Here is a 2182-nt window from a genome sequence, read left to right as displayed (position 1 = left end):
AGTGCGACTCGTTGATTGGCAAATCACGGTAAACAGTCCGTACATAGCTAATCCAACTCTAACCAACAACGGAAAAGAGTTGAACTCTCGGAGATATACAGGTGAAAACCCTGTCCATCAGACTCGATGTGAACCCTTATCTGCCCACGATGACCCGACTCGGTTTCGGGAGGTCGAAGCTGGGAACAGGACGCAATCAGACAACCGTTGCGGATTGACACTGGCGTTAATAGGAAGTCCTCACGGTGAAACCGAGCCTAGAAAAGCAACCTATGGGTAAGCAGGGCGCAACTTTGAAAAGCCTGACTTGATTGGAGATATTCCCACCGCATCTTTAGATAATAGCGGTAAGAGTCCAGGGAATCCAATGGTTGAATTGGCTACACCTAACGGGACATAACAATCTCTCTGAGGGAACGAAGAAAAACGGATGGAAGGTCTAGGGGTGGTCGAACCCCGATGTAGGCTAGACGAGCAGCGGAACTCCTTCAATTCGGGTAGGATGCAGCGTAATTGCTGCAAGGTGTTCAGAAAATACAAATTGGAGCAGAGTATGGTTAGGCAGGATAGAAATATCACTGAATCATGGATAAATCTAAAGTGGAAGCAATTCCGTCAAGGTTTATTCCGCCTGCAAAAGCGCGTATTCAAAGCGGTTCAAGTTGGAGACAGGCGGAAAGCGCGGTCTTTACAGAAACTTATTCTGAAATCTCGTGCAGCTAGATTATTGGCTATTCGTCAAGTAACGCAGCTAAACAATGGTAAAAAGACGGCGGGTATTGATGGCAAAAAATCCCTCTCATTCGAGGAACGATTTGCACTTGAGTCAGTCCTCAAGACCAATTACAACAATTGGCATCACAGCAAGCTTCGGGAAATTCCAATTCCTAAAAAGGATGGGACAACCCGAATATTGAAAATACCTACCATAGCAGATAGAGCTTGGCAGTGCCTAGCAAAATATGCCTTAGAACCAGCCCATGAAGCCACTTTCCACGCTAGGAGCTACGGGTTTAGAACTGGACGTTCGGCACATGATGCTCATAAGTACATCTTCGACAACCTTAACTCCCATGCCAAAGGAATAGAAAAGCGAGTTATAGAACTCGATATCGAAAAATGCTTCGACCGGATTAACCACTCAACAATAATGGATGAACTCATCGCCCCCAAAGGGTTAAAGCTCGGTATCTTCCGATGCCTGAAAGCAGGAGTGAACCCAGAATTCCCCAAACAGGGTACACCACAAGGGGGAGTAGTTAGCCCACTCTTAGCTAATATCGCGCTCAACGGGATAGAAAGTATTCACAGATACAAAGCCAATGGGCGAACCAACGAACCATCAATCCGCTATGCGGACGACATGGTAATAATACTCCGCCCCGAAGATAACGCGACAGAAATACTTGAAAAAATTAGCCGATTTTTAGCAGAGCGAGGAATGAAGGTAAGCGAAAAAAAGACCAAGATAACCGCCACGACAGATGGCTTTGATTTCCTAGGCTGGAACATTAGGGTTCAGAATAACGGCAAGTTTAAATGCACTCCATCAGTGGGTAATTTTAAAGCTTTCCGTGAGAAAGTAAAAGGCATTGTCAATAACTCGAATTATGGCGCTAAGGTCAAGGCTGAAAAATTAGCTCCCTTAGTTAGAGGCTGGAGGAATTACCATCGTTTTTGCAAGATGGACGGGTCAAGGTTTTCCCTGTTCCATATCGAAACAAGAGCATATAAGGTATTCAACAAGGAATCCAAACAAAACCGCTACTCTAGCAAGAAATTACTAGATAAAGCGTTCCCATCGGTACCTTCCTCCGAAAATAAGCACATCAAAGTCAAGGGTGAGAAATCCCCTTACGATGGCGACTTCACCTACTGGAGTAAGCGTAACAGCAAGCTCTATGACGGGGAAACCTCTAAAGCTCTTACAAGGCAAAACCATAAATGTGCATCCTGTGGGCTGAATTTCACAAGTGAGGAGCGGATAAACCTGCACCATATCGACGGAAATCATGCCAATCGGAAAAAAGCGAATCTTGAAGCAATTCACGAGAGTTGCCATGATTATCTACACATGAGCAAAGGCGTAAGCCAAGAACATCGGGAGCCGGATGCGGTGAAAATCGCACGTCCGGTTCTAACTGAGAGGGGCGGGGAATAATATCCCCCCTCGACTCAACCA

Annotated in this window: 2 protein-coding genes; both read left to right on the top strand. The window is 45.7% G+C overall.

The annotated features are described in order from the left end of the window. Positions 1 to 280, top strand: a 280-nt coding sequence (locus JGK07_RS00165) for a hypothetical protein (RefSeq protein WP_363319772.1), incomplete at its 5' end; no start/stop codon positions are given. A gap of 273 nt (positions 281 to 553) precedes the next feature. Continuing rightward, complete coding sequence (locus JGK07_RS00160) at positions 554 to 2161, top strand: reverse transcriptase domain-containing protein (protein WP_293187196.1); 1608 nt, start codon at positions 554 to 556, stop codon at positions 2159 to 2161. The last annotated feature ends 21 nt before the right edge of the window (positions 2162 to 2182 follow it).

Origin of the sequence: Microcoleus sp. PH2017_24_DOB_U_A (assembly GCF_020738205.1) — a bacterium.
Lineage (GTDB): Bacteria > Cyanobacteriota > Cyanobacteriia > Cyanobacteriales > Microcoleaceae > Microcoleus.
The sequence above is the reverse complement of the archived record's forward strand: the minus strand, read 5'-3'. Positions and strand labels throughout refer to the sequence as shown.